General features: G+C 54.8%; 21 protein-coding genes. 9 read left to right on the top strand and 12 right to left on the bottom strand.

The window, feature by feature from the left end:
• Positions 1–40 precede the first annotated feature (40 nt).
• Genes WN53_RS22015 through WN53_RS22000 form a run of 4 tightly spaced genes read right to left on the bottom strand, consistent with a single transcriptional unit; the run spans position 41 to position 4,217 of the window.
• Positions 41–1,141 (bottom strand): ABC transporter permease, encoded by a 1,101-nt coding sequence (locus WN53_RS22015; RefSeq protein ID WP_024486497.1) that lies wholly within the window; start codon positions 1,139–1,141, stop codon positions 41–43.
• Position 1,142: 1 nt separating this feature from the next.
• Positions 1,143–2,663, bottom strand: coding sequence for a sugar ABC transporter ATP-binding protein (locus tag WN53_RS22010; protein ID WP_024486498.1), 1,521 nt, complete (start codon positions 2,661–2,663; stop codon positions 1,143–1,145).
• Positions 2,660–3,262 carry a DUF2291 family protein gene (locus tag WN53_RS22005; protein ID WP_024486499.1) on the bottom strand — a complete coding sequence of 201 codons (603 nt, stop codon included), beginning with the start codon at positions 3,260–3,262 and terminating at the stop codon, positions 2,660–2,662. Before WN53_RS22005 ends, WN53_RS22010 begins: the two co-directional genes overlap by 4 nt.
• A gap of 13 nt (positions 3,263–3,275) precedes the next feature.
• The gene (locus tag WN53_RS22000) at positions 3,276–4,217 is read right to left on the bottom strand and encodes a D-ribose ABC transporter substrate-binding protein (RefSeq protein WP_024486500.1); all 942 of its coding nucleotides are present in this window, start codon (positions 4,215–4,217) and stop codon (positions 3,276–3,278) included.
• A gap of 209 nt (positions 4,218–4,426) precedes the next feature.
• On the opposite strand from WN53_RS22000, the gene WN53_RS21995 reads away from it, so the two are divergent.
• The 3 genes from WN53_RS21995 to lapB all read left to right on the top strand — a co-directional run bounded on the left by WN53_RS21995 (position 4,427) and on the right by lapB (position 7,220).
• Complete coding sequence (locus WN53_RS21995; RefSeq protein ID WP_046808287.1) at positions 4,427–5,371, top strand: sugar-binding transcriptional regulator; 945 nt, start codon at positions 4,427–4,429, stop codon at positions 5,369–5,371.
• 367 nt (positions 5,372–5,738) lie between these two features.
• Positions 5,739–6,041, top strand: coding sequence for a LapA family protein (locus tag WN53_RS21990; protein WP_024486501.1), 303 nt, complete (start codon positions 5,739–5,741; stop codon positions 6,039–6,041).
• A gap of 6 nt (positions 6,042–6,047) precedes the next feature.
• Positions 6,048–7,220: a lipopolysaccharide assembly protein LapB gene (gene lapB, locus WN53_RS21985; RefSeq protein ID WP_046808286.1), complete on the top strand. Its 1,173-nt coding sequence runs from the start codon at positions 6,048–6,050 to the stop codon at positions 7,218–7,220.
• Between the two features lie 466 nt (positions 7,221–7,686).
• Here lapB and WN53_RS21980 read toward each other — a convergent pair whose 3' ends face one another.
• Positions 7,687–7,974, bottom strand: coding sequence for an Arc family DNA-binding protein (locus WN53_RS21980; RefSeq protein WP_024487006.1), 288 nt, complete (start codon positions 7,972–7,974; stop codon positions 7,687–7,689).
• Positions 7,975–8,127: 153 nt separating this feature from the next.
• Here WN53_RS21980 and WN53_RS21975 point away from each other — a divergent pair, with 153 nt between their 5' ends.
• Entirely contained in the window at positions 8,128–9,057 is a 930-nt protein-coding gene (locus WN53_RS21975; RefSeq protein ID WP_024487005.1) for a LysR family transcriptional regulator, read from the top strand.
• Between the two features lie 79 nt (positions 9,058–9,136).
• Here WN53_RS21975 and bhsA read toward each other — a convergent pair whose 3' ends face one another.
• Complete coding sequence (gene bhsA, locus WN53_RS21970; RefSeq protein ID WP_024487004.1) at positions 9,137–9,397, bottom strand: multiple stress resistance protein BhsA; 261 nt, start codon at positions 9,395–9,397, stop codon at positions 9,137–9,139.
• 327 nt (positions 9,398–9,724) lie between these two features.
• Between bhsA and pyrF the strand changes: the two genes are divergently transcribed.
• Both pyrF and yciH read left to right on the top strand, forming a co-directional pair.
• The gene (gene pyrF / locus WN53_RS21965) at positions 9,725–10,453 is read left to right on the top strand and encodes an orotidine-5'-phosphate decarboxylase (protein ID WP_024487003.1); all 729 of its coding nucleotides are present in this window, start codon (positions 9,725–9,727) and stop codon (positions 10,451–10,453) included.
• A 10-nt stretch (positions 10,454–10,463) separates the two neighbouring features.
• Complete coding sequence (gene yciH / locus WN53_RS21960) at positions 10,464–10,790, top strand: stress response translation initiation inhibitor YciH (protein WP_024529279.1); 327 nt, start codon at positions 10,464–10,466, stop codon at positions 10,788–10,790.
• 152 nt (positions 10,791–10,942) lie between these two features.
• Here yciH and osmB read toward each other — a convergent pair whose 3' ends face one another.
• Positions 10,943–11,161 carry an osmotically-inducible lipoprotein OsmB gene (osmB, locus tag WN53_RS21955; RefSeq protein ID WP_024487131.1) on the bottom strand — a complete coding sequence of 73 codons (219 nt, stop codon included), beginning with the start codon at positions 11,159–11,161 and terminating at the stop codon, positions 10,943–10,945.
• A 376-nt stretch (positions 11,162–11,537) separates the two neighbouring features.
• Here osmB and araD point away from each other — a divergent pair, with 376 nt between their 5' ends.
• The gene (gene araD, locus WN53_RS21950) at positions 11,538–12,233 is read left to right on the top strand and encodes an L-ribulose-5-phosphate 4-epimerase (RefSeq protein ID WP_046808285.1); all 696 of its coding nucleotides are present in this window, start codon (positions 11,538–11,540) and stop codon (positions 12,231–12,233) included.
• Positions 12,234–12,265: 32 nt separating this feature from the next.
• Here araD and WN53_RS21945 read toward each other — a convergent pair whose 3' ends face one another.
• The 3 genes from WN53_RS21945 to WN53_RS21935 are packed head-to-tail and all read right to left on the bottom strand — an operon-like array spanning position 12,266 to position 16,400.
• A complete protein-coding gene (locus WN53_RS21945) occupies positions 12,266–13,012 on the bottom strand; it encodes a DeoR/GlpR family DNA-binding transcription regulator (protein ID WP_024486514.1) in 747 nt (248 codons plus the stop codon).
• 48 nt (positions 13,013–13,060) lie between these two features.
• Positions 13,061–15,493: a formate C-acetyltransferase/glycerol dehydratase family glycyl radical enzyme gene (locus WN53_RS21940; protein WP_024486515.1), complete on the bottom strand. Its 2,433-nt coding sequence runs from the start codon at positions 15,491–15,493 to the stop codon at positions 13,061–13,063.
• A gap of 4 nt (positions 15,494–15,497) precedes the next feature.
• Positions 15,498–16,400 (bottom strand): glycyl-radical enzyme activating protein, encoded by a 903-nt coding sequence (locus WN53_RS21935; protein WP_024486516.1) that lies wholly within the window; start codon positions 16,398–16,400, stop codon positions 15,498–15,500.
• A 146-nt stretch (positions 16,401–16,546) separates the two neighbouring features.
• On the opposite strand from WN53_RS21935, the gene fsa reads away from it, so the two are divergent.
• The gene (gene fsa, locus WN53_RS21930) at positions 16,547–17,212 is read left to right on the top strand and encodes a fructose-6-phosphate aldolase (RefSeq protein ID WP_021806558.1); all 666 of its coding nucleotides are present in this window, start codon (positions 16,547–16,549) and stop codon (positions 17,210–17,212) included.
• Between the two features lie 88 nt (positions 17,213–17,300).
• Here the strand turns inward: fsa and WN53_RS21925 are convergent, their stop codons facing one another.
• Together WN53_RS21925 and WN53_RS21920 are read right to left on the bottom strand one after the other, a co-directional pair.
• On the bottom strand, positions 17,301–19,367 hold the full coding sequence (locus WN53_RS21925) for a carbon starvation CstA family protein (protein ID WP_024486517.1): 2,067 nt from the start codon (positions 19,365–19,367) through the stop codon (positions 17,301–17,303).
• A gap of 240 nt (positions 19,368–19,607) precedes the next feature.
• Positions 19,608–21,542: an exoribonuclease II gene (locus tag WN53_RS21920; protein ID WP_046808504.1), complete on the bottom strand. Its 1,935-nt coding sequence runs from the start codon at positions 21,540–21,542 to the stop codon at positions 19,608–19,610.
• Positions 21,543–21,735: 193 nt separating this feature from the next.
• Here WN53_RS21920 and WN53_RS21915 point away from each other — a divergent pair, with 193 nt between their 5' ends.
• Complete coding sequence (locus WN53_RS21915) at positions 21,736–22,695, top strand: SDR family NAD(P)-dependent oxidoreductase (protein WP_024486893.1); 960 nt, start codon at positions 21,736–21,738, stop codon at positions 22,693–22,695.
• Positions 22,696–22,741 lie beyond the last annotated feature (46 nt).

Below are 22,741 nucleotides of genomic sequence, written 5' to 3'. Positions count from 1 at the left end.
GGGGCAAAAAAAATCGCTGATAAACAGACATAGTGACGTCCTACACCTTTCCAGCGCCTTCCATTAACGTTTTCTGAGCGACCACGGCCGCCTTCTGCTGCATACGGTTTTGCATTTGGTCAATGATGACCGCGACGATGATCACGATGCCCTTGATCACCATTTGCCAGAACTCACTTACGCCCATCATCACCAATCCGTCGGCCAGGAAACCAATGACAAAGGCGCCGACCAGCGTACCGAGGATGGTGCCTCGTCCACCTGCCAGGGAGGTGCCACCCAGGACCACGGCGGCGATGGCATTCATCTCAAAGGCAGTCCCATTTGCCGGGTGGCTGGCAACCAACTGGGCGGAGACGACGATCCCGGCGATAGCGGCGCAGAAGCCTGACAAGGTATAAACCCAGACTTTGACCTGCCGCACTTTGACACCGGAAAGCTCGGCGGCTCGTTCGTTATCTCCTATCGCGTAGACGTGCCGGCCAAAAGGCAGACGGCGTGCGACGTAGGCGATGACAATGGCCAGCACGATCATGATCCAGATAGCCCACGGAATACCGAATAGCGTGCCGGACCCAATGAGATCGAAGCCGGTATTACCCAACTGAGGATTGCCGGACAGCCCTGGGAAGGTTTCGCCGCCAGAAGTCAGCATCGCGGCGCCTCGCAGGATGTACATGGTGCCGAGCGTGCAGATAAAGGGGGCGACGTTGTAACGGGTAATAATCCAGCCGTTAACCGAGCCAATCAGCCCGCCAATCACCAGCACCACCGGAACAACCACCCAGACGCTGGGGAAAATGGCGATACCGAACATCGGCAGGACAATGCCCTTGGTGATTAGCCAACCCGCGATCATGCCGCACAGGCCGAGCGTGGCGCCGATAGAGAGATCGATACCGGCGGTGATAATGACAAAGGTAATGCCCAGCGCCAGGAAGGCGTTGATGGCAATGTGCTTGATCATGATCACCATGCTACCCGCAGCAAGAAAGCCCGGTACCATGGCGGCAAAGAAACCCACGATCAGAAACAGCGCGATAAAGGTGCGTAGTTTCAACAGCAGGAGTAACAGGTTTTCACGCGAACCGAATAGCGGGGACGGCCTGACGGTGAGCGCGATGGTATCATTCGTTTTCATATTAAAACCCTTGTGCACTAGCGGAAACCAACGCCGACTCTTCGGCCTGTTCACGGGCAATATCAGCGGTTACTTTACCTACGGACATCACCAGGATGCGGTCTGACACCGCCATAATCTCTTTCAGATCCGAGGTGGAAAAGACGACCGCAATGCCTTGCTCTGAAAGTTGCACCATCATGCGAAAGACATCGGCTTTGGCGCCCACATCAATACCGCGTGTCGGTTCATCCAGTAGCAATAACTTTGGGTTAGTCAGCAGCGAGCGGCCAATCACCACTTTCTGCTGATTGCCACCGCTCAGCGCCTGGATCTCCACCTCCGGTGACGAGACTTTGATCGACAGGTTGCCGATGGTGCTCGCTACAACGGCGGTTTCATCCGCGCGCGAAATGGCCAAACCGCGCTGTAGCCGCCGCCATAAGCTGGCGATGGTCAGGTTGTTGGCGACCGAAGAGATGGGGAAAATGCCGGTACGTTTGCGATCTTCTGGGACCAGACTCATCCCCATACGAATGCGCTCGGCGGTGGAGAGGCGGGCTGGAACCGGCTTGCTGTCAAGCCACAGCTTGCCAAGATAATTGCGTTGAGTACCCAGAAGACACTCGAACAGCTCGGTACGCCCGGCGCCCATCAACCCATAAATGCCGACAATTTCCCCGGCCCGTACCTGAAAACTCACGTCGTCCACCACGGCATTTCCGGCGGCATTGACGCAGGTGAGATGTTCCGCTTCAAGAATAGGGGCACCAAACTGGCGGCCTGGCTGGAGAAAGCTCGATACCGGTTCACTGCCCAACATTTCCCGCACGATCCACGGCACGTCAATGTCACTGACCTGGGCCTCGGCTTGAAACTTGCCGTCGCGCAGAATGGTGATGACATCGCCAATCGCCATCAGCTCTTCCAGGCGATGAGAGATATAAATGATCGACACGCCCTGGCGGGTCAGTTCGCGGATAACGCGAAACAGGATGTCCACTTCGGTTTTGCTTAATGCCGATGTCGGTTCGTCCAGAATCAAAATATCCGCGTCTTCGGCCAACGCTTTGGCAATCTCGACCAACTGCTGTTGCCCAACCTTGAGATTGGCGACCAACTCTTTCGGTGAGATCGGCTGATCAAGTCTGGTTAATAGCTCAGCGGTACGCAGCTGCTGTGTGGTCTCATCGATGGGGCTGATACCGTGCTGAAGTTCTCGGCCAAGAAAAATATTCTCGGATACCGAGAGGTTTTCAAACAGGTTCAACTCCTGATGAACCATACCGATCCCCAGCGCTGCCGCTTCACGAGTGTTGGCAAATTGCACGGTTTCCCCGTTTAGCTGGATCTCACCCAAGCTGGGTTGCTGCACACCGGCGAGGATCTTCATCAAGGTTGATTTGCCGGCACCGTTCTCACCGATGATGACGTTGACCTTGCCACGCCAAACGTTGTAATCAACATTGTCTAGCGCCACCGTGCCGGGGAACAGCATCGAAATACCTCGGGTACGCAAGACGATAGGATCTTGTTCTATCATGGTGCCCCCTGCTGTAAATCGAGCGCGATAGCTTCACTGATGGCGCCATTGTTGAGCGTGACAGCCATTAGGATAGTCACCGGTTTCTGACGCCAGCTTTCGTCGACGGCAGGCAGTTGCTTGGCGGCTTCCCGGTTATAGGCTTTGGCAAGCTGGGCAAACTGCACCTGGTTGGTGAAGTCTTCGAACTTAAAGCCTGCGGCGTCACGAATCGCGTTGCCACGCATGACCGGGCCAACTTGCACTACTACGGACTGGTTATTCAGCTTAAAGGTCAGGGTATGTTCCCGCGGGTTGCTGAGATCGACTTTCTCCACGTTGCTCTGGGCTTTGACAAACACACTCTCATCTTTCGTGCCGGTAGCTCGGTCACTTAAGGCACTGGCCTCAAGGGCATGATTACGTGCTTGAGTCATGACTCTATCGTTCCAGGTTTGTTGCGCTATCTGCGCGGGCGTCTGGTTGGCGAAACTGACTTTCGCGTTGGGATCTGGCGGAATTACAGGGTTGCCAGACTCATCCAGATCGACCACCCGGCAGGCAGTCAGCAACAGGGTGCTACAGCACAAGAGTCCAACACCCCATTGTTTTAACGACATAGCCCCTCCGGGATCATTTGGTCAGGTTGAAGGTTTTCAGCTTCGATGCGTTGTTTTCATCGATGAGGACGCAGTCCATAAGCTGTTTTTCCTGCTCCTTCGCTTTACCGTTTTGCAAGAAATAGTCTGCCTGCACGACCGCCATCTGCGCCTGTTGCCAACCCGGTTGCAGCACGGTGGCTTTGATATTGCTTTTAGCAATGATGGAATCGCGGACATAGTCACTGCCGTCAAACCCCACCACGATAACGTTGGTTTTACCGGCGGCTTTCAGCGCGGCTTCTGCACCCAGTGCCATGGTGTCGTTGCCGGAGATGACGCCGACAATATCAGGCTGAGTTTGCAAAATGGCTTCCATACGGTTGAAGGCTTCGGTCTGGCTCCAGTTGGCGGTTTGCTGCGCTACCATTTTCAGGTCGGGATAGTCGTCCAACACATCGTGATATCCTTGAGAACGCACGTGGGCGTTGGTGTCGGACTGGCGACCCAGAAGCTCGACGTACTTCCCTTTACCATTGAGTAACTTGGCAAATTTCTCTGCACCCAACTGCGCCCCTTGATAGTTATTGGAGACGATCTGTGCCACGGCGACGCCGGTTTTATTGATTTCACGGTCGATCAGAAAAGCGGGCACGCCAGCCGCTTTGGCTTTCTCTAATGGCCCGAGAGTGGCATCGGCTCCCGCATTATCCAGGATGATGGCTTTTGCTTTGCGTGCAATAGCGGTTTCGATCAGCTGGTTTTGCTTGTTCACATCATCATCATGGGATGCCACCAGAGTGCTGTAGCCCAGCTCTTTGGCTTTTGCCGCAGCGCCATCCGCTTCGGCTTTGAAGAACGGATTATCGTGTGAAGGGGTGATGATGGCGATCAGCCCTTTATCCGTGGCGTAAAGGCTGGCAGAAGTGGCCAGCAGAGCGGCCAGAAGCGAGGTTTTCAGTAGGGTATATTTCATTCGTTATCTCCACATTGAATATATATTCAAGCATGATTTATTATTCAATGTAACGATATGCCCGATCCATCGGTCTGTCCATGAGGAATTCAGGGAAATGTTGAAAAGGCGAAACCGATCACAAATCGTTCGAATGATCGACAAAAAGTGACTTTTCTTGTTATTCATTCAAACTTGAATAAAAATACGGGGGTCACTCAGGAGGCGCTATGTCAAAGCAGGATGAACAACGGCTATTAGTTAAGATCGCGACGCTATATTACGTCGACGGCATGAAGCAATCCGAGATTGCCGGGCTGTTGAACCTATCGCAGTCGTTTGTCTCTCGCTCGATCACGCGCTGTCAGAAAGAAGGGGTGGTGAAGATCAGCGTTATCCAACCCGCCAATATCTTCCTGTCCCTGGAACAGGCCATCGAGAAGCAATACGGCATTCGTCAGGCGATCGTGGTAGACGTTGATGAGCCCGCTTCCGGGGCGCAAATCAAACACGCCATTGGCCGTGCCGCTGCGCACTACGTGGAAACTCGATTGCGGGTGAACGATCTGGTCGGAATATCTTCCTGGAGCAGTACCATTCGTGCGATGGTCGACGAGCTTCACCCACAAAGCATTAAGGCGCGGGGCGTGATTCAACTGTTGGGGGGGGTGGGGCCAAACGGTAACGTACAGGCGACCATTCTGACGCAAAACCTGGCCGCACAGCTAGATTGCCCGGCTTGGTTGCTCCCTTCCCAGAGTATCGAACACTCAGTGGAGGAACGTGCCAAACTGGTTGCCAGCCAAGACGTGGCCGAAGTTGTCGGCAAGTTTGCCGAAGTGGACGTGGCTATCGTGGGGATTGGCGATCTCGAACCTTCACAGTTGCTGAAAAATTCGGGCAACTACTACGGTGAAGCCATGCTGCAAACGCTGGCGGAGCGCGGGGCGGTTGGGGACATCTGCCTGCATTATTTCAATGCGCAAGGGGAGCCAGTACTTGGTAAAGAAGAAGACCCGGTGATTGGCATGGAACTGAGCCAGGTGCGGGAATGCTCGCATGTTGTTGCTTTAGCTGGTGGTGTCGATAAAACTAACGCCATACGCGGTGCGCTGAAAGGGGGATACATTGACGTGCTAATTACCGATTATCCGACAGCGCGGCAGTTGATTTAATCGCGGGGCTGATTCTGTCTTAGCGTGACGTTGTCACTAATTGCGGCTCCAACCCGGGGCCGCATCAACGCTGGTTTTTACCCTGCATTGCAATCTGTTCTTTCGCCCCCATATCTTATCAAACCCGTGATTTTGAGAAGCTTTCTCATTAATTTGCTCGTGCGCTGCATTTCTTGCTGAATATCCCAGCAGATCTACGGTTTTATCGTCTGCCAGGGTTTCCCTGCTACGATGGGAAATGCTAACTTAAGTCATAGGGACGCCACTTAGCGGCAATTACCCGTGGGCGGCAAACCCTGTATTGGGTTCCGGTTTGTGGCCTTGAGGGTAGAGTTCATCCGATTCACTCGGCATTGCGGGAAAGAATGTGAAATATTTACTGATTTTTTTACTGGTTCTGGTGATTTTCGTGGCTTCAGTCACGCTGGGCGCGCATAACGACCAGGTGGTGACGTTTAACTATTTGGTTGCTCAGGGCGAATATCCTGTATCTACCCTGTTGGCCACCCTGTTTGGTGCTGGCTTTGTGTTGGGGTGGATTATTTGTGGGTTATTTTATCTGCGCACACGCATCGCTCTTGGGCGTGCAGAGCGGAAAATCAAAAGGCTGGAACTGCAGCTCGAAGCACCTGTCGAGCCGGCACCGTTGCCCGCAGTCAGCAAGGAATAATCTGTTATGTTAGAGCTGCTGTTTCTGTTGCTGCCTGTAGCTGCCGCGTACGGTTGGTACATGGGGCGCAGAAGTGCTCAGCAGGATAAACAACAGGAAGCCAACCGCCTGTCGCGTGAATACGTGGCTGGGGTTAACTTCCTGCTTTCCAACCAACAGGATAAAGCGGTCGATCTGTTTCTCGACATGTTGAAAGAGGACAGCAATACCGTTGAAGCCCATCTGACGTTGGGCAATCTGTTCCGTTCTCGTGGTGAGGTCGATCGCGCCATCCGCATCCATCAGGCCTTGATGGAAAGCGCTTCTCTAACCTTCGAACAGCGCCTGCTGGCGATACAGCAACTGGGGCGTGACTATATGGCCGCCGGGTTGTATGACCGCGCCGAGGACATGTTCAGCCAGTTAATCAATGAAGAAGACTTCCGTATTTCCGCGCTGCAGCAATTACTGGTGATCCATCAGGCCACCAGCGACTGGCAGAAAGCCATCGAAGTGGCAGAAAAGCTGGTCAAGCTGGGTAAGGAAAAGCAGCGCGTCGAGATCGCGCATTTTTATTGTGAGCTGGCCCTGCAGGCGATGGGCAGCGACGATCTGGACAAGGCGATGGGCCTGCTCAAGCGCGCGGCCTCGGCGGATAAACAGTGCGCTCGCGTGTCGATCATGGTTGGGCGTATCTTCATGGCGCAAGAGGAGTATGCCAAGGCGGTAGAAACCCTGACGCGCGTATTGGATCAAGACAAGGAGCTGGTCAGCGAAGCGTTACCGATGCTGCAGGAATGCTACCAGCACTTGCCTCAACAACAGCAAGATTGGGCAGACTTCCTCAAACGTTGTGTGGCGGAGAATACCGGTGCCACGGCGGAATTGATGCTGGCGGAAGTGATCGAGCAGCGGGAAGGGAGCGATGTGGTGCAGGTGTACATCAATCGCCAGTTGCAGCGCCATCCGACCATGCGCGTGTTTTATCGCCTGATGGATTATCATCTGGCAGATGCAGAAGACGGGCGCGCCAAAGAAAGCCTGCTGTTGCTACGGGATATGGTGGGCGAGCAGATCCGTACCAAACCGCGCTACCGCTGCCACAAATGCGGTTTTACCGCCCATTCACTTTACTGGCATTGTCCTTCGTGCCGGGCCTGGTCTTCGGTTAAACCGATACGCGGGCTGGACGGACAATAATTTCCCCTCACCCCAACCCTCTCCCAAAGGGAGAGGGAGCTATTAGCCCCTGCTTTTTGGAAGTAAGGAGGTAATCTCAACCAACTCGATCACCCACCTAATCCAAGGTGCATCACCGAATTATCAGGTTTACTCGACCGATGTCCCAAAGGGAGAGGGAGCTATTAGCCCCTGCTTTTTTGGAAGTAAGGAGGTAATCTCACCCAACTCGATCGCCCACCTAATCCAAGGTGCATCACCGAATTTTCAGGTTTACTCGACCGATGTCCCGCAGGGAGAGGGAGCTATTAGCCCCTGCTTTTTGGAAGTAAGGAGGTAATCTCACCTAACTCGATCGCCCACCTAATCCAAGGTGCATCACCGAATTTTCAGGTTTACTCGATCGGTTCCCTCTCCCTGTGGGAGAGGGTTAGGGTGAGGGGCATGGCACTGAGTTAATGCCCATCGCCCACAAATTCAATTAGCCTTATTTCTTCTTGCCGCTTTTCGCGCCGCCTTTCAGCAGTTGGCGCAGCTTCTTCAGCTCTTTCTGGCTAAGAGGTTGTTCAACCTCCTCTTCGGTACCCTGATTATCGATATCGTCATGATGCAGCGGAGCCGCTTTCTTGCTGGCTTTGGCCGGGACTTCGAAGCTATGCTCCAGCCGTTGGCACACCTCTGCACTCAATGAAAGCTGGTTCTCCAAGGCCATTGCCTTGATTTGCTCTTTCAGTGCCAGAGGGATCTTAATGGTAAGTGTCGATATCTCGCTCATTTTGCTGCCTTTTACGCGGGAGGTTACCATCAAGCTAAGTCAGCCGTGCAGATCTGTCTAGTGCGTAATAAAAATTTAATAATTTTGTAACATAAGTGGGCTACACAAACGCGCCACGCTTTCCTCATTTTTCTGGTCGAGCTACTATGAGCCATGACTGAACCCGATCTTAATTTACTTATCGCCCTTGATGCGCTGCTTGCTGAAGTTAGCGTGGCTGGTGCTGCGCGTCGTCTTGGCCTCAGCGCTTCGGCCATGAGCCGCACGCTCACCCGGTTACGCACCGTTACCGAAGATCCCTTGTTGGTGCGCGCTGGCCGCCACATGGTGCTGACGCCTTATGCCGAAGAGCTTCGGGAACGTACGCAAAATGCCGTATTTGCGGCGCGTTCGGTGCTGCGCCCTTCGGCCACAGAATTGAACCTCGCCACGCTGGAACGAACCTTTATCATTCGTGCCAATGAGGGGTTTGTGGAGGCATTTGGAGCTTCACTGATTGCGGCAGCGGCGAAGGCAGCGCCTTTGGTGCGCCTGCGCTTTTCGACCAAACCAGAGAAAACCTCAAAGCATCTGCGTGAAGGTCTGGTCGATCTTGAGATTGGCGTCTTGGGGATCATGGGGCCGGAAATACGATTGCAGGCGTTGTTCAGGGATCGCTTCGTGGGTGTGGTAAGAGCGGGGCATCCGCTGACGCAGGAACCAGAGGTGACGGCCAGCCAGTATGCCGCGTTGGGCCATGTTGTCGCTTCCCGGCGGGAGCGCACCGACGGGCCGGTAGACGAAGCATTGGCTGAACTAGGTTTGCGGCGCAACATTGCCGCCGTGGTGCCGAGTTTCCCGGCAGCCTTGGCCGTAACTCAGGAGTCCGATTTGGTGGCGTTGGTGCCTGCCTCATTCTTGATCAATCAACCGGTGGCCAATATTGATGGGGGCGTAGGGACACTCTGGGCTTTTGAACTGCCGGTAACCACCAGGGCGATTACGATATCGCAGCTGTGGCACCCCCGCTCAGAGGCGGATCCGGCTCATCGCTGGTTGCGGCAATTGGTACTGAATGTCTGCCGCAAGTTGGTACCAGAATAAAAACATGTGGGCTGTTGTGTCGTAGGGGATGGGCGCCGAATGCAGCGCCCGTTCAGATAATCTAGAGGGGGGTTCGAACTTATTTATAGATGACCGCGTTGCCGTGCAGCATGTTGTTGCCACCGGCGGCGACAATGCGGTAGCTGCTAGCGCCTTGGGCTTCGGCTTTGGCCGCCAGCTTGGCTTCCAGGCTGCTCAGGGTGGTAACGCCACCGGCAGAAACTACGCCAACTTCGGTCAGGCTCTGTGCCTGTTGCTGGCTGACCGGCTCAGCGGCAACGCTGGCAAATGAGGTTAGGGCCAGAACGGTAGCTGCTGCAAAATATTTGATGCCTTTCATGAGTATCTCCAATTTGGTTTTGAGGGTGAAAGTGTTTCCGCTTTCGATGTGTTGAATGATAAAGCATTTATAAACGGATGAAATCGGATAGGCTTGAGCATGTTAATCAAATTATTTGATTAAGAATTTACGCTTCTTTACCGCGTTTTACTCACCCTGGGGTAAGGGCGCAGGGTGTTATTGACAGTCGATGACCAACGCTGCGTTAACATTACGTAACGGCAACGGGTTGCTTGACTGGGATTTCCGCTGTCTGGCATGTAGAATGCGGCGGTCAGTTTTGCTGGCGGCTCACTCAACATATCCATTTCACACAAGGTAGAAGCTATGAAGTCTGAAAATAACTCAAATAACAATGACTTAAAATCATCGCCCATCATCGTGGCATTGGATTACGCCGACCGTTCCGCCGCATTGGCCTTTGCTGACCGCATCGATCCGCAAGATTGCCGGCTAAAAGTGGGTAAAGAGATGTTCACCCTGTTCGGGCCTGAGATTGTGCGCGATCTGCATCAGCGTGGATTTGAGGTGTTCCTTGATTTGAAATTCCACGATATTCCTAACACCACGGCGCATGCCGTAGCCGCTGCGGCGGAGTTGGGCGTATGGATGGTGAACGTACATGCCAGCGGTGGTGCTCGCATGATGAACGCTGCCAAAGAGGCGCTGCTGCCTTATGGCGCGGATGCACCGCTATTGATTGCCGTCACCGTTCTCACCAGCATGGAGGCGGAAGATCTGCGCGCCATTGGTATCGAACTCAGCCCGGCAGAGCAGGCGGAAAGATTGGCTCGCCTGACGCGCGACTGTGGCCTGGACGGCGTGGTCTGTTCTGCACAGGAAGCTTCACGCCTGAAAGCTGCCTGTGGCAACCAATTCCAACTGGTTACCCCAGGTATTCGCCCGGAAGGCAGTGCCGCAGGCGATCAGCGCCGTGTGATGACGCCGGTGCAGGCTTTGGCCGCCGGAGTTGATTATATGGTGATCGGCCGCCCAATTACGCAATCCGCCGATCCAGCGGCAGCGCTCAGCGCTATTCGAGCCTCACTGGCTTAAGGAACCCAACATGAATGATGATAATAGCCGCCTGGTGTACTCCACCGACAGCGGGCGTATCAAGCAGGAAGAAGCCAAGCCAGAGCGCGCCAAAGGCGATGGCATCGTACGTATTCAACGCCAGACCAGCGGCAGAAAAGGCAAGGGGGTTTGCCTGATCACCGGTGTCGATCTGGATGATGCGGCACTGGATAAACTGGCTGCCGAACTGAAAAAGAAATGCGGCTGTGGTGGCTCGGTGAAGGATGGCGTGATCGAGATCCAGGGCGACAAACGCGACCTGCTTAAGCAATTGCTGGAAGCCAAGGGCATGAAGGTTAAGCTGGCAGGCGGTTGAGCAGCTAAATGAAATATGCCGCAGTGTGTCACTGCGGCTGCATTCATCGAAATGATAAACGTAAAAATAGACCTGAAAGATTTTTTTCAATTAGACGTCAAAGCGTGAACGCTTTTGTCAGCCTATCGGCAGAGGTATCAGCAAGCCGTGGCTTATTTTCCTACCTGGTGACCGATGATGCCACCAACGGCGGCCCCACCCAGGGTTCCCAGTGCGCTTCCGTCGGTCAGTACTGCACCGCCTACCGCACCTGCACCAGCACCAATCGCCGTGTTGCGGTCACGTTTAGACATATTCGAACAGGCACTCAGCGACAGGGCCAGGGTAATCACCACGGCGGCGGTGGCAAAACGTTGATTAATGATCATAATGAGTTCTCCTTAGCATCGGCTATATGGAACTACTTTGCTGGCATAGTACAGCTTAAGTATAGGCAGTAATCAGCAAACTGGCCTGACGCAGCCTTCCAGACAACCTTGAAATAAAAAATGGCATTTATTGCACAAAACAGGGCAATAAAAAAATCAGGGCGGTTTTTTCGCCTTAATTCAGTATAAATGTCTAGTGCGGGATAAATAGGGAAATAGTCTTAATTTAGCCCGGCTCGGCAGGCGATTATTCCGAATCCACCGCCGCACATCTTGGTGTATCCAGCAGAACTCTACGTGGTATTTAGCGATCTATCCCATACCGGCTTGTAGCTCACCTGCTGACAATAGTCGCAGACCAAGCCACAAGGACAAGATCATGCTCAACGAACTGAAACAACAGGTGCTGGAAGCCAACCTTCAACTTCCGCGCCATCATCTGGTGACCTTTACCTGGGGCAATGTCAGCGCCGTAGACCGCCAGCAGGGGCTGATGGTGATCAAACCTTCCGGCGTTGAGTATGATGCCATGACCCGTGAGGATATGGTGGTGGTGGAACTGGAGAGCGGCAAGGTGGTGGAGGGGAGTAAAAAGCCTTCTTCCGATACGGATACCCACCGGGTGCTGTACCTGAACTTTGCTGCCGCGGGTGGGATCGTTCACACCCACTCGCGCCATGCCACCATTTGGGCACAGGCCGGATTAGCCATCCCCGCCTGGGGAACGACACATGCAGACTACTTCTATGGTGATATTCCCTGCACTAGGCTAATGCGGGACGAAGAGATCAACGGCCGTTATGAATGGGAAACCGGGCAGGTGATCGTCGAAACTTTCAAAGAGCGCGGGTTGGATGCTGCCCAGATACCTGCGGTGCTGGTGCATTCCCACGGTCCATTTGCCTGGGGTAAAGATGCTGACAGCGCGGTGCATAACGCCGTCGTGTTGGAAGAGTTGGCCTATATGGGGATCTTCTCGCGCCAGTTAGCGCCAGGTCTCGGCAATATGCAGCAGACCCTGCTGGACAAGCACTATCTGCGCAAGCATGGTGCGCATGCTTACTACGGGCAGTAACCTCACCACGGGGCCGAACGGCCCCGCAGCCGTTATTCGTTAACCAGATCCAACTTGATACCTTGGCGTTTGAGCAATTGCTGGTAGTCGTTGGCGATACGTGAATCGGTGATCACCCGCCCAATCTGGCTCATTGGCTCCAATGGATTAGGTTGGATCTGACCAAATTTTGACGAGTCGGTCAGCACTATGTTCTCTACGCCTTTGGCTAACACCGCATTGACCACGTCGGCACGCATCATATCGCGGCCGGTGAAGCCAGTTTCCGCGTGATAGCCATCCACCCCGATAAACGCCTTGCTGAAGTGCACCTGTTGGATACACATGCGGGTTAACGGGCCAACCACGGTTTCACTCTTCTTCTGATACATGCCGCCGAGTACGATCACATCGCAGTCGGTCTCTTTAAGCAGATGGGCGATGTAATGGCTGACGGTGATCAGCGTGACGCGCTTGCGCTCGGCCAGATAGCGGGCCAGTAAGGCGTTGGCACTACCGCTCTCGATAAAGATGGTTTCGCCATCGTTGACCAGCGATGCAGCATATTGTGCCAGCTTCTGCTTAAGCGTGAAGTTGGACATCATGCGGGCATCAACGTCGTCGCTTTCCAGCGCAACGGCAGAACCGTGAACGCGTTTCAGATAGCTGCGCTTTTCCAACAGATTGAGATCCTGGCGGATCGTCACCTCAGAAACGCCAGAGGCGCGCGCCAACTCGCCAACGCTGATGCGCCTGCGGTCATTCACCAACTGCAAAATGGTTTGTTGTCTTGAATTCATAGCAGCCTGATAGGCGGCCACCAAAGGGTGACCGCAACGATTCACTGATTAAAGAGTATGTTCGGTACGCGCGATAATGTCATCCTGCGCATCTGGGGATAATGCGGTAAAGAAGGCAGAATATCCAGCTACGCGTACCACTAAATCGCGATATTGGTCAGGATGTTGCTTCGCGGCCAGCAGCGTTTCCCGTGACACAATATTATACTGCACGTGCCAGCCATGGTAAGCCTCGAAGAAAGTGCGCAGCATCAGCATCAGTTTTTCGCGATCACGCGGGTTCTCCAGCGTGGACGGGTTCAGCTTCTGGTTCAGCAACACGCCACCCAGAATCGACTCGGTGGGCAGTTTGCTCAGCGAGTTGAACACCGCCGTTGGGCCTAGATGGTCGGTGCCGGAGGCCGGGCTAGCCCCTTCTGCCAATGGCGTATGCGCTTTACGGCCGTCTGGAGTAGCCATGGTGGCAGCACCAAACGGGACGTTGGCCGAAATGGAGGAGGTGCCCGCATAGTAGGTACCTCCGATCGGGCCACGGCCAAAGCGGGTGTTGTGATACTGCTTCAGTTCGTCGATATAGGTCTGATAGGCACGTACCAGCAGCTGATCGACATCATCCACGTCGTTGCCGTATTTTGGCGCCGCATTGATCAAGCGTTGGCGTAACTGCTCGCCGTCCAGGCCAGCAAAGTCGTTAGCAAGGGCCTGAGCCAACTGTTGCTGACCAATGATCCCCTGATCGAACACCAGCTTGCGTACCGCTTCCAGGCTGTTACCCAGGTTGGCGATCCCGACCTGCAGACCGGATACCCAGTCATATTTCGCACCGCCTTGTTTGACACTCTTACCGCGCTCGATGCAATCATCCACCAAGGCCGAGCACACAATGTCGTGGGCATTTTCTTCCAGTACGGTATCGACTACGCACTCAATCTCTATCGATTTGCGGGTGTAATAGCGGATCTGTGTATCCCAGGCATCCAGCACCTGGTCAAACTGGCTAAAGTTGCCCTGAGACAGCCCCAACTCCTGCGGTAGGAAAATCTTGCCGGAGGTGGCGTCGCGCCCTTGCTCCAGTGCTGCCAACATCACGCGGGCAAAGTTGATAAAGCTCATCCCGGTACAGCGATAGCCCCATTTGCCACCAACGGCGGTTTCGATACAGCCGATAGCGGCATAATCGTAGGCATCCTGCGGTTCGACACCCAGCTTGATAAACTCGGGGATCACGATCTCATCGTTGTTAAACGCCGGCATGCCAAAGCCGCAGCGGATCACCTGCACGCAGGCGTCAAGGAAATCATTACTGATCCCGGCGTGATAGCGCACGCTGAGGTTGGGCTGCGTAGAACGCAGACGGCCACAGGATTCCAGAATGGTGTAAGAGAGTGGGTTGACGGCGTCACAAGGTTGGCCATTGACCAGCTTCTGGCCGCCGATGGTAACGTTCTGATACAGCGGGCTACCGGCGGAAGCTTTGGAGTGCGAGCCGGAGCGGATCTTGTTCACTTCCAGCAGTTTCAACCAGCAGCTGTGCAGCATCTCGATGGCTTTTTCGCGCGGCAGGCTTTGCTCCAACTCCACGTCACGGCGATACCAAGGATACAGATATTGGTCGAGGCGGCCAAAGGACACCGAGTGGCCGTTAGATTCGATCTGCAGGAACAGCTGAATGAAGTAACACAGTTGCAGCGCCTGCCAGAAGGTCTGTGGTGGTTGATGAGCGATCAGTTCGCAGTTGGCTGCCATGGTCAACAGCTCTTCACGCCGCCAGATGCGTTGCTCTTCCTGGGCCATTTCACGAGCCAACTGGGCAAAGCGCAGGATATGCTCGCTGAGAGCGTCTAGCGAGATGTCGATAGCCTTGAGGAACTGTTCCTTATGCAGGTCGTCCCAGTCCGTCAGGTGCAGGCGTTCACGGCGCTCAGACACTTTCTCACGCAGGCCGTCCAGACCTTTTTCCAGCAACAGCGGGAAGTTGACCGCCAGGTGCGCATCGCCAGACGTCATGTTGCCTTCGGCCTTGATGATCCCGGTAGCCAGCAGGGCTTTTTGCTCATCGGTGAACATACCGTAGCAGCGATCCTGCACGGTCTGACCACGCCACCATGGGCACAGGGTATGCAATACCTTTTTATCCTGTTCGCTGACGGAGAAGCCAGCGCCGGGGCGATCGGCCAACTCGTCAATTTCGCTTTCGATCCAACTGACGGTGTATTCCGGGAAGATCGGCGCGGCGCGTAGCTGGCTAGCCTGGTTACCGATAATCAGCTCATCATTCTTGATCCAGATGCTCCGTTTGGCCAAGTGGTTAGCCAGCGCCATGGCACGCCTTACCGGCAGCGGTTTATCCTGATGCTGCTGGTAAGTTTCGGTGTAGTGCTGGGCGCGTTCGGTACAGACCGGTGGCTTGACGATATGGATCAGCGCGTTCTTGTGCGCTAGCGTGCGTTCGGTCAGGGTAGTCAGATCCAGCGTTGTCATGGTGTTATCCTCGCAAAATGGCGGTCAGACCTTTGACGCTGGCGTAATCTTCGGCATAGGCCAGCAGTTCGGGGTCGTCTAGTGGGGTACGGGAAGCGTAATAAGGCGCGCCAAGCAGATGGTATTTATTCATCCCCAGCGTGTGGTACGGTAAAAAATGGATCTCTTTGACGCCGATCTCATCGGCGGCAAAGTCGGTAATGGCGCGGATCGAGTCGCGATCGGCGTTAAATTCGGGGATTAACGGCACCCGCACGGTGATCTGAGTGCCAGCGGCGGCCAAACGGCGGAAGTTATCCATCACCCGTTTGGCGGAGCCTTCGGTCCATTGCTTGAAGCGAACTGGGTCGACGTGTTTCAGATCCGCCAGCATCAGGTCTAGCCAGGGCAGAGATGGCTCGATATAGGACCAAGGCGTATGCAGGCAAGATTCTACGGCGGTATGGATACCGGCCTCGCGCCCGCGTTTGAGCAGTTCAGCCGCAACCTCTGGCTGCATGAACGGTTCACCGCCGGACAGCGTCAGGCCTCCGCCGGTACGCAGATAGTAAGGCTTATCGCGCATCACTTCGGCCATCACCGCATCAAGGTCGAGCGCCGTGCCGCAGACGCTCAGCGCGCCGGTTGGGCAACAGCCGTTTAATGCGTCATAATCGGCGGCAGTCAGTAACGAACGTTGCAGGGTTAGGGTGTTGTCGTCAACGCGGGTGATAGCGTGCGGGCAACTCTCACTGCACAGGGTACAGGCCGCCAGACACAGGCGCTCATCAAACAGCAGCTCCTGCTGGCGCGAACGGCTTTCCGGGTTCTGGCACCAGCGGCAGCCAAGTGAGCAGCCCTTAAGGAACACCACGCTGCGGATGCCTGGGCCGTCATGTGTTGAGTAGCGCTGTAGATTGAAAAGCATTCGTCACCTGTGAAGTCTAAATCTTCTTACGTAAATTAAATAGGTTTCGAATGAAAGTTGATTTGATTTTAATCAAATGATGGCGGCTTTTTTCGCTTATTATGTTCAGAGTTTGAATCTGCCCACAAAAGAATCAGGAGAAGGTTATGGAACTGTATCTCGATACTGCCGACGTCAGCGCAGTGAAACGTTTGGCGCGCGTCTTGCCGCTGCACGGCGTGACCACCAACCCAAGCATTGTTGCCAAAGAAGGCAAGCCGATCTGGGAGGTTCTGCCGGCCTTGCGTGATGCGTTAGGCGGCACCGGCAAGCTGTTTGCCCAGGTGATGGCCAACGACGCGGAACGTATGGTTGCCGAAGCCGTCCTGCTGAGTCAACGCGTGCCGGGCCTGGTAGTGAAGATCCCCACCACCGCAGAGGGGCTGGCGGCAATCAAGAAGCTGAAATCCATGTCGATCCCTACCTTGGGTACCGCCGTTTATGGCGCTGGTCAGGGGCTGCTGGCTGCGTTGGCCGGGGCAGAGTATGTGGCACCTTACGTTAACCGTCTGGACGCACAGGGTGGCGACGGCGTTGAAATGGTGCACGAGCTGCAACAGCTGTTATCGCTGCATGCTCCTCACGCCAAGGTGCTGGCGGCCAGCTTCAAAACGCCACGTCAGGCGTTGGAGTGTCTGTTGGCGGGCTGTCAGTCGATCACTTTACCGGTGGACGTGGCAGAACAGTTTATTTCTACCCCGGCGGTTCAGGCGGCGGTAGAGAAGTTTGAACAGGATTGGCAGGGAGCTTTCGGCACGACGCTGATAAGCTAAAATGCATTGAAAAGGGCGGCACCTGGCCGCCCTTGTAGGGATTCGATGAGCCAGTTTCACCGGCTCATCCTGTAGAGCGCCCGTTCAGTTAGATACGCCCGGTTTCCTCACGCAGTACAATCGTGCTTTCACGTACCGTAGGCGTTTTGGAACTCAACGCCCGGCGCACCACGAAGAAGGCCGAAACCAGCATCGTCACCGCAACCAGCATAAAGAAGGCGCACAACGCGGCGTTAATCTGATTGGCAAACACGATGGTCTGCATATCCGCAATGGATTTGGCCGGGGCGATAACCGTGTTCGATTCAATCCCGGCAGAGAATTTCTTCGCCTGCGCCAGGAAGCCGATGCTCGGTTTCTCATGGAAAATCTTCTGCCAGCCCGCCGTCATTGAGGTGATAAACAGCCAGATGGTCGGCAGAATGGTCACCCAGGCGTAACGCTGTTTCTTCATTTTGAACAGCACCACGGTGCCCAGGATCAGCGCCATTGAAGCCAACATCTGGTTACCAATGCCGAACAGCGGCCACAGCGTATTGATCCCACCTAACGGATCCACGACGCCTTGATAAACGAAGAAGCCCCAACCGGCCACGGCCACGGTAGTGCCAGCCAGGTTACCGAACCAGGAGCGGTTGTTCGCCAGCCGTGGAATGGCTACGCCAACCAGATCCTGCACCATAAAGCGACAGGCGCGGGTGCCCGCATCCACCGCAGTGAGGATAAACAGGGCTTCAAACAGGATGGCAAAGTGATACCAGAAGGCCATCATCGCGCGGCTGTTAAACACCTCGCTGATGATATGTGCCATGCCAACGGCAAAGGTTGGCGCGCCACCGGCTCTGGACAGCACCGACTTCTCGCCCACATCATGGGCAATCTGCGTCAGCGTTTCCGGGGTGACCATAAAGCCCCAGCTGTTAATTGCCTGTGAAGCACTTTCCACCGTGGTGCCGATCAGCGCTGCCGGTGAGTTCATGGCAAAGTAGACGCCTGGGTCGATCACCGAAGCGCAAATCAGCGCCATGATGGCCACGAAGGATTCCATCAGCATGCCGCCGTAGCCGATGAAGCGGATATGGCTCTCACGCTCAACCAGCTTCGGCGTGGTGCCACTGGAGACCAGGGCATGGAACCCGGAGATTGCGCCACAGGCAATGGTAATAAACAGGAACGGGAACAGTGAACCGGCAAACACCGGGCCGCTGCCATCGATAAAGCGTGACACCGCTGGCATTCTCATTTCCGGCATCGCGAACACAATGCCCACCGCCAGCCCCACGATCACACCGATTTTCAAGAAGGTAGAAAGATAGTCACGCGGAGCCAGCAGCAACCACACCGGCAACACCGAGGCGACAAAACCATAAATCACCAGCACCCAGGTCAGGGTGGTGCCGTGCAGGGTAAAGAACGGCCCCCAGTATGGGTGCATGGCGATGTTGCCACCGTAGATGATCGCCATCATCATCAGCACAAAGCCGATCAGCGAAACCTCGGCAATCTTGCCCGGACGGATAAAGCGCATGTAAACGCCCATAAACAGCGCAATCGGGATGGTGGCAGCAATGGTGAACAGACCCCAAGGGCTGTCTGCCAGCGCTTTAACGACCACCAACGCCAGCGCCGAGAGGATGATGATCATCACCCCAAGTGCCCCCAGCATGGTTACCACACCGGCAAAGGCACCCAACTCCTGCTTGGCCATTTCCCCCAGCGAGCGTCCGTCGCGGCGGGTGGAGATAAACAGGATCAGGAAATCTTGCACCGCACCAGCCAGCATCACCCCAACCAATATCCAGATGGTGCCAGGCAGGAAGCCCATCTGCGCCGCCAGGATCGGTCCTACCAGCGGGCCAGCACCGGCAATGGCGGCAAAGTGGTGACCAAACAGCACCCATTTGTTGGTGGGTACGTAGTCCAGGCCATCGTTATGGCGCTCCGCTGGCGTTAACCGACGGTCATCGAGTTCAAAGACGTTCTTGGCAATAAACCGGCTATAGAAGCGGTAGGCAATGCTGTAGCAGGCGACGGAAGCCACCACTAGCCAGACAGCGTTGACGTGCTCTCCGCGGCTCAAAGCCAGCATGCCGAAAGCGAAGGCACCGACCAGCGCCACCGCGAGCCAGATGATGGCTGACTTGACGTTTTTCATGTTCCGCAACTCCTTGTTGTGCAGAGGTAGAAAGGTGATTTTTTTAGTTTGTGAGTACGTCAAAAAGTTAACGACTCATTAAACGTAGGAGGTTTAAACGCGGACGGTGGCTGGTCGGATCAGAAATGTGAGCTCAGTTGGAGTTTGCTGAAAGAAGCGTGCCATGCGGGGGCAGAATAGGTAGGTGCGGGCATAAAAAAAGGCGATACCGAAGTATCGCCTTGATCGAACGAGATAACGTTAGGCTACGGGCCTGGCTATCACGCTGCGGGTTTCCATGCGCACTTCGGCAATGTTCACCTGCAAACTATCGCTCTGGCGATAAACCACTTCACCCTTCACCTGCACGGTGCCGGTCTCTTGGCTACACACCATCTCGTCGCGAACCGCGTGGATGAACGGGGCAGGGATAAAGGCCATCGCGCCGTTGTCCAGCAGGCGTACGCGCAGGCCGCCACGGGTAACGTCGATGATCTCGGCGTTGAAGCGCTCATCGGTTCCGGCCTTATCCTTGAGGAAACGGGCATACAACCAGTCACCAACGTCGCGCTCAGCCATGCGGTTCAAACGGCGACGTTCGGCCAACTGTACGGTGACGTCGTCCTGCGGTTTTTCCGCCGCTTGCTCGCTGATAATGGCTTTCAGCAGACGATGGTTGACCATATCGCCATACTTACGGATCGGAGAGGTCCAGGTGGCATATGCCTCCAGCCCCAGACCGAAGTGCGGGCCAGGCGTGGTGCTGATCTCGGCAAAGGTCTGGAAGCGGCGGATACGGCTGTCCAGGAACTGGGTTGGCTGCGAGTCGAGGTGACGGCGCAGTTCGCAGAATCCTTCCAGGGTCAGCAGCTTCTCGGCATCGGCTTCAACGCCGTTGGCCTGCAATACGGTGACCGCTTGCTCAACCAGGGCCGGATCAAAGCCGTTATGCACGTTATAGATGCCAAAGCCCAAACGATCGCGCAGCACCAGGGCGGCACAGACGTTGGCAGCGATCATGCATTCTTCAACAATACGGTTGGCGGTGCGACGCTGTTCGGTAACGATGTCCAGCACTTCGCCTTTCTCGCCGAGGACAAAGCGGTAGTCCGGGCGATCCTTGAATACCAGCGCATGCTGATGGCGCCAGGCGCTGCGTGCATCGCAAACCTGTTTAAGCAAGGTGATCTGCTGTGCGATGCTCTCGCTCGGTGGCTGCCAGCCAGCGATGCCGTCCAGCCAGTCAGATACCTCGTCATAAACCAGTTTGGCTTTGGACTCGATTTCGGCTGCGAAGAAATGGATATCGTTGCCCAGCGCACCGTCTGCGGCGATAGTCACGCGGCAAGCCAGCACCGAGCGGCGTTCATTCGGGCGCAGCGAGCACAGGTTGTCGGACAGATCGCGCGGCAACATCGGAATATTGAAGCCCGGCAGGTAGTTGGTGAACGCGCGCTTGCGGGCGATTTCATCCAGATTGCTGCCTTGCTCGACATAGGCGGTAGGATCGGCAATGGCGATGGTCAACAACAGCGAGCCGTCACCGTTGTCTTGCACGTGCAGCGCATCGTCCATATCTTCGGTGCTGGCGCTATCGATGGTGACGAAGTCCAGTGCGGTCAGGTCCTCACGGACCAGAGCGGTCTCTTGTTCGGAGATCGCGACCATGTCTGGCGCTTCTTTTTCAAGATTATGACGAGCCAGCGTGACCCACCACGGCGCGAAGTGATCTTCACCGTCGGTGATGAACTGGGTCAGATCGGCATTGAAAGTGCGATCGCCTTTCAGCGGATGACGGCGCATTTCTGCGACGGCCCAGTCACCGGCCTGGAAATTATGGGTCACTTCACGCGCCGGACGGCATGGGATCGCGTCTTTCAGCAACGGATGATCGGGGATAATCGACAGGCGATCGTCTTTTTTCTGCACCCGGCCAACAAAGCGCGACAGGAAAGGCTCAACCAGGGTTTCCGGTTCAGCGATTTCGCGCTCTTTTTCGGTATGCAGGGTGGCGACGATACGATCCCCATGCATGACTTTTTTCATGTACGGCGGCGGAATGAAGTAACTTTTCTGCCCGTCGACTTCTAAAAAGCCAAAACCTTTCTCAGTCCCTTTTACTACGCCTTCAACACGCGGGGTTTGAGAGTGAAGTTGCTGTTTAAGCTGCGCCAGCAGCGGGTTATCTTGAAACATATCGTCCAGTGAATGGGTTGTGAGTGGCAAGATTTGCGGCTGACAGTTTTACGCGAATCACTCCTTGCGGGCAAGCCAAACGTCACGCTTTTCCGACGATGGCTCGCGATAATTATGCAGTCCGCAAGAAAAAGCCGTAGTGCAAAGGCCTTGGGTGTTACCTTCATCAGACTACTAAGGGTAAGGGGGGATCATGAGAGTACAAGAATCAATCCAATCAGGGTTCGGTAAGTTAACCAACGCTGTTGATGTTCTTTCCGGTCTTAATCTCAAGGGTAAGACGGCGCTAATTACAGGCGGGCACTCAGGCTTGGGTTTGGAAGCGACAAAAGCGCTTTCTTCCGCAGGTGTGCACGTTTTTGTTGCTGCTCGCAACGTCGAGAGCGCCGCAAAAGCGCTAAATGAGCTTGCCAATATTACACTATTGCCGATCGAGCTTTCAGACCTTTTATCGGTTAGAAATCTGGCCTCTATCATTGCTGCTAACGGCTATGCCTTTGACTATGTCATTTGCAATGCAGGTATTATGGCCTGTCCAGAACGTCGAGTCGGCCCGGGGTGGGAATGCCAGTTTGCAACCAACCACGTTGGACACTATGTTCTGGTAAATCTTATTTGGAATAACATACGTCCCGGCGGCAGAGTGGTTTGCGTTTCATCCGCTGGCCATCATAATTCACCCATCCGATGGGACGATATTCAGTTTACTAAAGGTTACGACAAATGGCTCGCATATGGTCAGTCAAAAACGGCCAATATTCTATTTGCGCTTCAACTGGATAATTATGGTAAAAGTCGGGATATTCACGCTTTCTCACTGCACCCGGGTAAAATATTTACCCCACTGCAGCGTCACCTGACAAATGAGGAAATGATCGGGGAAGGTTGGCTAGATTTGGAGGGTAACCCCATCGATCCCAGCTTTAAATCCCCAGCCCAAGGGGCTGCCACTGAGATTTGGGCTGCAACAAGTCCTTTGCTGGACGGCCTCGGAGGGCTTTATTGCGAGGATTGCGATGTAGCCGGTCTGGCGTCTGATTATGATGAGCCATTTGTAGGCGTTTGCGAATATGCGATTGATCCTGCAGAGGCATTAAAATTATGGTCTTTCACGGCCAAGCTTACCGGCGTGAATGCATTCCCTGAGAGCTAGCTATTGTTGCCATTTAAAAGTGAACATTCTCAGTCTCAACCACCTG

This window comes from Serratia fonticola, assembly GCF_001006005.1.
Classification (GTDB): domain Bacteria; phylum Pseudomonadota; class Gammaproteobacteria; order Enterobacterales; family Enterobacteriaceae; genus Chania; species Chania fonticola.
Note: the sequence above shows the minus strand (reverse complement) of the source record. Positions and strands in the feature narration are given on the sequence as shown.

Bases quoted from the DNA above. Each gene is read 5' to 3' on its own strand.
- WN53_RS22015 (WP_024486497.1), bottom strand. From the start codon at position 1,141: ATGAAAACGAATGATACCATCGCGCTCACCGTCAGGCCGTCCCCGCTA.
- WN53_RS22010 (WP_024486498.1), bottom strand. From the start codon at position 2,663: ATGATAGAACAAGATCCTATCGTCTTGCGTACCCGAGGTATTTCGATG.
- WN53_RS22005 (WP_024486499.1), bottom strand. From the start codon at position 3,262: ATGTCGTTAAAACAATGGGGTGTTGGACTCTTGTGCTGTAGCACCCTG.
- WN53_RS22000 (WP_024486500.1), bottom strand. From the start codon at position 4,217: ATGAAATATACCCTACTGAAAACCTCGCTTCTGGCCGCTCTGCTGGCC.
- WN53_RS21995 (WP_046808287.1), top strand. From the start codon at position 4,427: ATGTCAAAGCAGGATGAACAACGGCTATTAGTTAAGATCGCGACGCTA.
- lapB (WP_046808286.1), top strand. From the start codon at position 6,048: ATGTTAGAGCTGCTGTTTCTGTTGCTGCCTGTAGCTGCCGCGTACGGT.
- WN53_RS21980 (WP_024487006.1), bottom strand. From the start codon at position 7,974: ATGAGCGAGATATCGACACTTACCATTAAGATCCCTCTGGCACTGAAA.
- WN53_RS21975 (WP_024487005.1), top strand. From the start codon at position 8,128: ATGACTGAACCCGATCTTAATTTACTTATCGCCCTTGATGCGCTGCTT.
- bhsA (WP_024487004.1), bottom strand. From the start codon at position 9,397: ATGAAAGGCATCAAATATTTTGCAGCAGCTACCGTTCTGGCCCTAACC.
- pyrF (WP_024487003.1), top strand. From the start codon at position 9,725: ATGAAGTCTGAAAATAACTCAAATAACAATGACTTAAAATCATCGCCC.
- yciH (WP_024529279.1), top strand. From the start codon at position 10,464: ATGAATGATGATAATAGCCGCCTGGTGTACTCCACCGACAGCGGGCGT.
- araD (WP_046808285.1), top strand. From the start codon at position 11,538: ATGCTCAACGAACTGAAACAACAGGTGCTGGAAGCCAACCTTCAACTT.
- WN53_RS21945 (WP_024486514.1), bottom strand. From the start codon at position 13,012: ATGAATTCAAGACAACAAACCATTTTGCAGTTGGTGAATGACCGCAGG.
- WN53_RS21940 (WP_024486515.1), bottom strand. From the start codon at position 15,493: ATGACAACGCTGGATCTGACTACCCTGACCGAACGCACGCTAGCGCAC.
- WN53_RS21935 (WP_024486516.1), bottom strand. From the start codon at position 16,400: ATGCTTTTCAATCTACAGCGCTACTCAACACATGACGGCCCAGGCATC.
- fsa (WP_021806558.1), top strand. From the start codon at position 16,547: ATGGAACTGTATCTCGATACTGCCGACGTCAGCGCAGTGAAACGTTTG.
- WN53_RS21925 (WP_024486517.1), bottom strand. From the start codon at position 19,367: ATGAAAAACGTCAAGTCAGCCATCATCTGGCTCGCGGTGGCGCTGGTC.
- WN53_RS21920 (WP_046808504.1), bottom strand. From the start codon at position 21,542: ATGTTTCAAGATAACCCGCTGCTGGCGCAGCTTAAACAGCAACTTCAC.
- WN53_RS21915 (WP_024486893.1), top strand. From the start codon at position 21,736: ATGAGAGTACAAGAATCAATCCAATCAGGGTTCGGTAAGTTAACCAAC.